8 protein-coding genes are annotated in these 8,729 nt (G+C 70.3%); all 8 read right to left on the reverse strand.

The annotated features are described in order from the left end of the window. Positions 1 to 60 precede the first annotated feature (60 nt). A complete protein-coding gene (locus ACFZCY_RS31405) occupies positions 61 to 987 on the reverse strand; it encodes an ABC transporter permease subunit (RefSeq protein WP_391180719.1) in 927 nt (308 codons plus the stop codon). After that, on the reverse strand, positions 984 to 2,231 hold the full coding sequence (locus ACFZCY_RS31410; RefSeq protein ID WP_391180723.1) for an amidohydrolase family protein: 1,248 nt from the start codon (positions 2,229 to 2,231) through the stop codon (positions 984 to 986). The genes ACFZCY_RS31405 and ACFZCY_RS31410 overlap by 4 nt, the downstream gene beginning before the upstream one ends. Further along, positions 2,228 to 3,154, reverse strand: coding sequence for an ABC transporter permease subunit (locus ACFZCY_RS31415; protein ID WP_391180725.1), 927 nt, complete (start codon positions 3,152 to 3,154; stop codon positions 2,228 to 2,230). Before ACFZCY_RS31415 ends, ACFZCY_RS31410 begins: the two co-directional genes overlap by 4 nt. Next, positions 3,151 to 4,893 carry an ABC transporter substrate-binding protein gene (locus tag ACFZCY_RS31420; protein WP_391180728.1) on the reverse strand — a complete coding sequence of 581 codons (1,743 nt, stop codon included), beginning with the start codon at positions 4,891 to 4,893 and terminating at the stop codon, positions 3,151 to 3,153. Before ACFZCY_RS31420 ends, ACFZCY_RS31415 begins: the two co-directional genes overlap by 4 nt. Positions 4,894 to 5,029: 136 nt before the next feature. Continuing rightward, the gene (locus tag ACFZCY_RS31425) at positions 5,030 to 6,592 is read right to left on the reverse strand and encodes an MFS transporter (protein ID WP_391180731.1); all 1,563 of its coding nucleotides are present in this window, start codon (positions 6,590 to 6,592) and stop codon (positions 5,030 to 5,032) included. Next, positions 6,567 to 6,926, reverse strand: a complete 360-nt coding sequence (locus ACFZCY_RS31430) for a hypothetical protein (RefSeq protein WP_391180734.1) — start codon at positions 6,924 to 6,926, stop codon at positions 6,567 to 6,569. Before ACFZCY_RS31430 ends, ACFZCY_RS31425 begins: the two co-directional genes overlap by 26 nt. Before the next feature lies 1 nt (position 6,927). Next, positions 6,928 to 7,986, reverse strand: coding sequence for an LLM class flavin-dependent oxidoreductase (locus ACFZCY_RS31435; RefSeq protein ID WP_391180737.1), 1,059 nt, complete (start codon positions 7,984 to 7,986; stop codon positions 6,928 to 6,930). Positions 7,987 to 8,040: 54 nt separating this feature from the next. Beyond that, a partial coding sequence (locus tag ACFZCY_RS31440) for a phosphopantetheine-binding protein (RefSeq protein WP_391180740.1) occupies positions 8,041 to 8,729 on the reverse strand: 689 nt, incomplete at its 5' end.

The raw sequence follows: 8,729 nt of genomic DNA on the forward strand, positions 1-8,729 counted from the left end.
GTTAACAGAGGTTCGGTAAGGGGGAGGTCAGGACTGCTCTGCACGGTGCTCTGACTGGATTCAGCGGACATCGATGGCCATCCCGGTAAAGCGGCGGCGGAGATCCCGGCCGACGACGTGGCAGCAGATCACCGTCAGCGCCACGGCCACGCCGGGGTATACGGTCAGGCCCCAGGCGCTGCCGACATAGGTGCGGCCCTCGGCGAGCATGGCGCCCCACTCGGGCGTGGGTGCCCTGGGGCCGAGACCGAGGAAGCTGAGCGAGGAACCCGCGATCAGCGCGGCTCCCGCGTAGACGGTGGCGAAGACCAGCAGCGGCGGCAGCGCGTTCGGCACCAGGTGCCGCAGATACACCGTTGCGCGCCGGTGCCCGAACATGAGGGCCGCGCGTACGTACGACGAATCCCGGATCGCCGCGGCCTGCCCGCGCGCGAGCCGGATGAACCCTGGCGCTGCTGAACAGCCGATCGCCACCGTCGCATTGACGGTTCCCGGGCCGAGCACGGCCACCACCAGCAGCGCGAGGAGCAGCCCGGGAAAGGCGAGCAGAACGTCCGTCACACGCATGACGACCTCGCCCACGAGCCGCCCTGCGGTCGCCGCCACCATGCCCAGCAGCCCGCCGGCGACCAGTGCGATGGCGGTGGATCCCAGGCCGATCACCACAGACCACCGGGCCCCGTACACGATGCGGCTGTACACGTCCCGGCCGAGCACGTCGGTGCCGAGCAGGTGCCGCCGACTGGGCCCGGCGAGCGGCTCGCCGAGGCTCACCGTGTCGGGAGCGTGTGTGGCCAGGAACGCTGGCCAGGCAGCGGCGAGCAGCACGAGTGCGAGCATCACCCAGGCGGCTGCCGTGCCGGGACCGATGCGGCGTCGGCGGACGCGAGAGGACGGTGGCCCGGCGAATCTCCGGGCCTCTGGACCGACGGTGGGTGGTGCGGGATCGGGGGCCGGGCCGGGCACGGCCAGTCGATCGGCGGTCATGCGGCTCTCCTCGGGGACGGTACGATCGGGGTGTGCCAGCGGCCCCTGCTCACGACGGCCAACGGGCGTCGCAGCGGTGCCAGGCCGGTGCGCGGGTCGCCCGCCACTACCAGAAGGTCCGCATCGAGGCCCGGCGCGATCCGGCCGGTGCGCTCGGCCAGTCCTAGAGCCTCGGCGGCGTCGACGGTGGCGGCGCGCAGCACCTCATCGGCGGTCATGCCTGCGCGCAGGAACCAGTCGAGAGACTCCGCGTAACGGCTGAAGCCCGCGCCCGGCACCCCGGCGTCCGTACCGGCGATCAGGCGTACCCCGGCCGCGTGGTGGTCGCGGATCTGCCGCAGCAACCGCCGCAGTTCATCCTGATCGACTTGGTCGGCGAGGTCGGAGATACCGCCGTGCAGAGTCGGGCAGACGGCGATGTCCTGGGCGACGATGGCCTTCACAAGGTCGACGGGCGCGGGGGGCCGGGGGCCGTCGAGGATCTGGGCCGGGCCCGCCAAGGGCGGCTCCGTGAAGGTGCAGTGCTCGATGGTGTCGACGCCGACGGCCACGGCCGTGGCGATCGCGGCGGTAGCGTGCGCGTGGGCTGCGACGCGACGGCCGAACCGGCGCGCCTCCTGTACCGCGGCGCGCACCTCGTCGAGTGTGAACTGAGGCTGCCACGACGGCGGCCCGCCCGGTGTGAGCGCGCCACCGCTCACCATGATTTTGACGAGGTCGGCGCCTGCGCGCAGCGTGCGTCGTACCACCGCCCGTATCTCGTCCTTGTTGTCCGCCTGCCCGCCGAGCATCCAGCAGTGTCCGCCGGTCACCGTGACCGGCGGCCCGCTTGTCAGGAGTCGTGGCCCAGGCAGCCGACCCGCTGCGATGGCATCCCGCAGCCGCGTCGCGAGCCCCGAGCGGTCGCCCAGGTCGCGCGCCGTGGTCACCCCGGAGTCCAGCAGCTGCCGCGCGCGGCCCGCCATGGCGAGAAGGAGGTCGTGGTCGTGCCAAGCCGCCAGCGATCCCAGTGGGTCCGGGCCCGCGTCCAGGACGAGATGCACATGGCAGTCGATCAGACCGGGCATCACCGAGGCACCGGGGTAGTCGACGCGGACCGCGTCCGCGGGGGCCTGCGCCATCACCTCGCGCACCGGCCCCACCGCGGCGATCGTTTCCTCGCGTATCAGGACCGCTGCCTCCTGGATGACCTCACCGGATGGGCCGAGCAGCGCCCGGTCCGCGGTGACCAGACGAGCGGTCATGCGCGGAACTCCTTCAGACGCGGGTCGACCACCTGGTACAGCCAGTCGACCACGATGTTGATCAGCGTGAAGAGAACCGCCGACACGACGACCACGCCGGTCACGACCGGCAGGTCCCGGTTGGTGATCGCTGTCGCCATGACCCGGCCGAGGCCCTGCCGGTTGAAAACGGTCTCGATGACCACGGCACCGCTCAGCAGCGAGCCCACCGTCCACCCGGAGAGCGTGACCAGCGGGATGAGAGCGTGCCGCAGGGCGTGCCGCAGCCGGACCGTGAACTCCCGCGTGCCGCGCGCCCGCGAGCTCAGCACGAACGGCTGCTCCAATGTCCGTTCCACTTCCTCGCGCAGCACCTGTGTGAACACTCCGACGAGCCCGAGCGCCAGCGTCGTCGCGGGCAGGACGAGTGCCGCGACGCCCGCACCGCCCGCCACCGGGAACCAGTGCAGCCGGAACGAGAACAGGCTCAGGAGCAGCACCCCGGTCCAGAACGGTGGGCTTGCGATCGCCAGCAGCTCGAGCCCCGACGACATACGTCGCCACCTGGGCCGTCCCGCAGTCGCCGCCGCGAGCAGCACCGAGAGGGCGAGCCCCACCGCGAACGCGGCGAGCGACAGGGTGACCGTCGCTCCGATCTGTTGGCCAATCAGGTCGGTTACCGGCTGCTGGAGCTGGTACGAGCGCCCCAGGTCCCCGGTGGCCAGGTCCTGGAGGAAGATCCCGTACTGCACGAGCAGCGGCCGGTCCAGGCCCATGTCGTGGCGTATCCGCTCCAGGACGGCAGGCGTGGGTGAAGAGTTGCCGAGAAGGGTGCGCGCCGGGTCGCCGGGCGTCAGGTGCACCGCGGCGAACGCGGCGGTGGCCGCGCCCAGCACCACCAAAACCGTCAGGGCGAGTCGGCGCACCAGCCACAGCACGTTCATCGACGCACCTCCTTCAGACGCACGCCGTAAAAGAGGGGAAAGCCAACGGCGTCGAAGGTCATGCCGCGAACCTGGTCCGCACTGCCGACCAGTTGCGCCGGCACGTACACCGGCAGGACCAGCGCCCGGTCGACCAGGATCTGCTGCGCCGCCGCGTAGGCTCGCTCGCGCGCCCGCGGATCCGAGCTGCGGGCAGCGCCGTTCAGCGCCCGGTCGAGGTGCGGATCGGCCACGCCGAAGACGTTGCCTCCGCCCTGCTCGTGGGTCTGATCGGAGGCGTAGAAGAAGCGCAGGATGTCCGGCTCGGCGCGCACAAAGCTCGTGCCGTAGAGGTCGAGCCTGCGGTGGGCGATGGTCTCTCCGAAGGCGCCGGTGTCCTGCCCGACGTAGTCGATTTCGATGCCCGCTTTCTTCGCCTCCGCCTGGATGCCCTGTGCGAGGGTGTTGGCGCTCGCCTGGTACTGGGCCGCGAACGGCCAGATGAGGCGCAGGCGCCTGCCATCGCGGACCCGGTAGCCCTCGCTGTCACGATCGTGCCAGCCGGCCGCGTCCAGGAACCGCGCGGCGCGTTCCGGGTCGTGGGGCCAGGATCGCGACACCGACGGGTCGTAACCGAAGCTCACTGGACTCAGCGGGCTCCAGGCACGTTCGTACTGCCCGAAGTACACGGCCTTCACCAACCGGTCGAGGTCGATCGAGGCCAGCAGAGCGCGGCGCACCCGCAGATCGGCCAGCGGCCCGGAGCGGGAGTTGAGCTGCAGGGCGTAGACGGCTCCGGGGGAGCGCACCCGCTGGTAGCGCAGCTCATCGTAGCGGCGCAGGTTCTTCGCCTGTACGGGCGGCACCTCGTCGATGACGTCGGCCTGGCCGCTGGTGAGCGCTCCGAACCGGGCGGCCTCCTCGGTGATGAACCGGATCACGAGCGAGTCCAGGCGCACCGGCCCGCGGTGGCCGAGTCCGGGCGCGGCCCACCGGTAGGCGTCATTGCGGCGCAGCACCACACTGGTGTTCTTCGTCCAGGACACCATGCGGAACGGGCCGGAGCCCACCGGCCGCACGCACAGGTTCCCGGCGTTCTCGCCGATCGCTTTGGGTGACTGGATGCCCAGGTAGGGGGTGCTGAGTGCCTGTAGGAACGGCGTACTTGGATGCTTCAGGCGCACTCGCACCGTCAGGTCGTTCACGACCTGTGCCTCGCGGTAGGCGCTGATGAGACCGGCCGCGTACTGCGACTTTGTGCCCGGGTCGACGGCGTGGTCGAGGGTCGCCTTGACAGCGGCGGCGTCCAGGCGGCTGCCGTCGTGGAAGGTGACGCCGTCGCGCAGCCAGAACGTGTAGGTCAGGCCGTCCGGTGAGATCCGCCAACGGTGTGCGAGCCACGGCTTGAACTGCCTGTCGGGGGTCATGAGGACCAGCGAGTCGAAGATGTTGCGGTCGATAAGCCCGGCGATGTCCGTTGGGCTGACTTGCGGGTCCAGACAGTCCGGCTGTCGGCCGGTGGCGAAGACCAGTTCTCCGCCGCCCGCCGTACCGGGCGGAGGCGCAGCGGGCGAGCCGGCACAGCCGCTGACCGAGGTGACACCGGTCATGAGTACGGCGGCGAGCGCGGCCGCGCGCCGCCGTACCGCGGTCAACAACGCCGTCTGCGGGCGGACTGCCCGCCGTGCGTGTCCGGTCCGGAGCACGCGGCCGGTGCGGGGCGCGCGGGCCATGTGGTGTGTGTCGGCTGCCGAGGTCATGGCGGCGCGCCTCCTCCGTTCCGCTCACGGCGTGCGGCGGAGACCTCCCGCCGCCTGGACTCAGGGATTGTCGGCGCACCCTCTAAGCAAGATCCAACGGAGCCCTAAGCTCGGTCGGAGCTCCGGACCGGACGGGTCAGCCGGCGCCCTTGGCCTGCGTGCGGCCGGGCCGGGCGCTCTCGTTGGCCGCGGCGGTCCGGGAGGGCTTCGGGGCGCGGAGGACGAGCACCGCGAGGAGCAGTGCGCACACCATGAAGCAACTGCCCACCGTGAAGGCGGTCGAGATGCCGTCCGCGAGCACCGTGGTGCTGTTGTTGCCCTCCGCGGCTGACTCCCGCGCCGCGGTGCCGAACACCGTGACCAGAACGGCGAGTCCGAGCCCGCCACCGAGGCGCTGTGCGACGTGGACCATGCTGGACGCGGTGCCCGAGTGCTGTGGCGCCACGCCGGCCACCCCCGCCGAGGTGGCGAGCACCAACAGGAAGCCCAGGCCTACCCCGAACAGGATCAGTGGGCCGAGCAGCCCGGCCGCGTACGTGGTGTCCGCGGAGATCCTGGTGAGCCACAGCATGCCGATGGTGCCGGACAGTGCGCCCGCGGCCATCAGCGGCCGCGCAGGTACGCGGCTGGACAGGTGGCCCGCCCATCGCGAGCACAGGAACGTCGCCGCCGACATCGGCAGGAACGCCAGCCCCGTTTCCAGTGGGCTGAACTTCCTCACGTCCTGCAGGAACTGGACGAGGAAGAAGAACTGGCTCATCATACTCGCCGCGAGCAGCAGCAGGATCACATAGGCACCCGACCGGTTCCGGTCCGCGAAGACCCGCAGCGGCACGATCGGCTCCCTCGCCCGCAGCTCCACCATGGGGAACAGGGCGAGGGACACCACGGCCACGGCGAACGAGCCCAGCGCCATGGTGTCACCCCAGCCCTCGGCGGCGGCCCGAATGAACCCGTACGACAGGCCGATCACACCCACCACGGATGTGAGCGCACCCCCGATGTCGAAGCGGCCCGGGCGCCGATCGGACTCCCCGACGAACAGCGGTACGAGCAGGAGGAGCGCCAGGCCGATCGGCACGTTCACCAGGAGGACCCAGCGCCAGGACCCCAGGTCGGTGAGGAGCCCGCCGACGATGAGGCCGACCGCGCTGCCCACGCCCGACACCGAGGCGTACACGCCAAGCGCTCGGTTACGGGCGGGCCCAGGGAAGTTTGTGACCAGCAGGGCGAGCGCCGCAGGGGTGGCCAGGGCGGCGCCCACACCCTGCATGGCGCGGGCGGTCACCAGCCACCACGCCGCCGGAGCGAGGCCACTGAGCAGCGAGCCCACGGCGAACAGCCCGACACCCGTCCGCAGCACCACCCGGCGGCCGAGGATGTCCCCGGCCCTGCCGCCGAGCAGCAGCAGCCCGCCGAAGCCCAGCATCTCGGCATTGACCACCCAGGACAGGCCGGCGGTGCTGAAGTCCAGGCTGTCGCGGATGCGGGGGAGGGCGACGTTCACGGCCGCGGTATCCAGGATGATCATTAACTGACAGGTGGCGAGAAGGGTGAGGACGACGCCGGGGCGCCTGGGCAGCGACGGTCCTGGGGCGGGCCTCGGAAGCGTGGCGGGAGGAGGACTGGACGGGGGGTGTGCGGGCACGGCGGCCTCCTGCGGTGGTAGTCGGTCACGTGTTTGGGGGGTGTTGGGCACTCCGGCGGCCCTGGCCGTTCCGGGTGCGGCGGGTGACATGGCCGGCAATCTCCTGGGTGACCGGGTCGACCCAGTCTTTGCGGGCGGCGTACGCGACCATGGCGGCGAACGCGTCAGCTCGCGGCCCGGAGTTGTAGCCGCCGGCCCGCACCAGCCAGTCGTGGTCGACCCACGCCTGCACGTCGGAGCCGAACCGCACCTGCCCGGTCAGGAGCTCGGCCGCTCGGTTGAGGTCGACCGCGTCGTCGACCTCAACCGAGAACGTCGTGAAGTCGTCGCCTTCGGCCAGGTGCACGCTGACACCCGCACCCACGCTGTGGATGAGGACGCGCATGTCAGGACGCGCCGCCGGCGCCATGAGGGCCGCCGAGTCCGTCGAGGTGCGGAAGGACCTCGGCCGCGAAACGCTCCATGGACTTCTGTGCGATCTCCTTGCGGAGATAGCCGAAATTGAACCCGGCGATGACATACGTGATTCCGGCCTCGGCGAGTCGGCGGAACTCCGCGAGCACCTGTTCCGGCGACCCGGACACCAGGACACCCTCGGCCTTGGCCTCGAGGCCCGGGTCGATGGCTGTGGGGGCCGGGGCATCTCCCAGGACGGGGTAGGTGCCTCGTGTGAGCGCCGCCGAGGTCTGCAGCTGCCGCGCGATTTCGCGCACCACCTCGCGGCGGCCCTCCTCGTCCTCACCGCAGTACACAAATCGGTTGACTTGGAACTCCCGCTGGCCGAGTCCTCCCTGGGCTGTGGTCTCCTCCTCGATCCAGGCGCGCCGCTGCACGATCTCTTCGTAGGTCGTCACGGCGGGCAGCATGAAGTGGAAGCCGCGTCGGGCCGCGAATGCCAGGGACTCCCGGCTGGTCGCCGCCATCCAGATCGGCGGGTGCGGTGCTTGCGTGGGTCGCGGCAGCAGCGTCACCGGCGCGTCGATGGAGGTGTACTTCCCGTGGAAGTCGTTGTCCCGCTCGGTGAACAGCTGCATGACGACGTCGACGGCTTCCTCGAAGATCGCCCGGTTGTCGTCCGGGTTCCGGCCGAAGCCCAGAAATTCGTGAGGCTGGTAGCCACGCCCGATTCCCAGGTCGAAGCGGCCCGACGACAGGGCATCGAGTGACAGGACGTCGGCGCTCAGCCGCACCGGATCCCAGAACGGCAGGACCAGGATCGATGTGCCCAGGCGCAGTCGAGGTGCGAGCGCCGACGCCTTGGCGAGCAGCAGCAGCGGGGAGGAGGTCAGGCTGTAGGTGGAGAAGTGGTGCTCCGTGACCCAGATGCCCGCGAAGCCTTTGTCGTCCGCCCATTGGACGTCCTGGAAGAAGTCGTCGAACGTCGCCTGGGTGGTGGCGGCGTCACCGGCCGGGGCCATGTTCAGGTAGCCGAGTCCTACGCGCATGAGGGATGCCTCCGTGAGGATGAGACGGTGAGAGTGGTTGTGTCGAGAGAGGTCTCAGGCCGTATTCGTGCGGGGGCCTGGTGCGAGTTCCGTCGCGAGGTGGGAGGCCAGATCGCGGGGCGTCGGGTGGTCGAAGAGCAGCACCGGAGGGAGTTCGAGCCCGGTGGCTTCGCACAGCCGGTTGCGCACCTCGAGTGCCGTGAAGGAGGAGAAGCCAATCTCCAGAAAGTTGTCTTCGGGCTCGATCAACTTGGGTGAGGCGTATCCCAGCACTTCGGCGGCGTGAGTGCGCACCACGTCGAGGAGCGCTGCCTCCCACTCCTCGTCGGACGCCCCGGAAAGCGTGTCGGGCAGTATGGGGACTGGCGCTTCGTCGGTTGCCTCGGCTTCCTCGTTCATGGTGGCATCGGCCTCGCCGGGCGGTGGGGTGTGCGGGCATCGAGCGGGCGCGTCGAGCCAGTAGCGCTGGTGTTGGAAGGGGTAGGTGGGTAGTTCGTGGGGTGGGGTGGGGTGGTGGTTTTCGTAGTAGGTGGTCCAGTTGATGGGGGTGCCGTGGGTGTGGAGGGTGGCGATGGCGGTGGTGAGTGTGTGGTTTTCGGGTTTGGTGCGGTGGAGGGTGGGGGTTATGAGGGTGTTGGGGGGTGTGGTGGTGTGGATGTGGGGGGTGAGGGTGGTGTCGGGGCCGATTTCGAGGTAGGTGGTGACTGCGTGGTTGTGGAGGGTGGTGATGGCGGTGGTGAAGT

Origin of the sequence: Streptomyces sp. NPDC007983, assembly GCF_042958345.1 — a bacterium.
Taxonomy (GTDB): domain Bacteria; phylum Actinomycetota; class Actinomycetes; order Streptomycetales; family Streptomycetaceae; genus Streptomyces.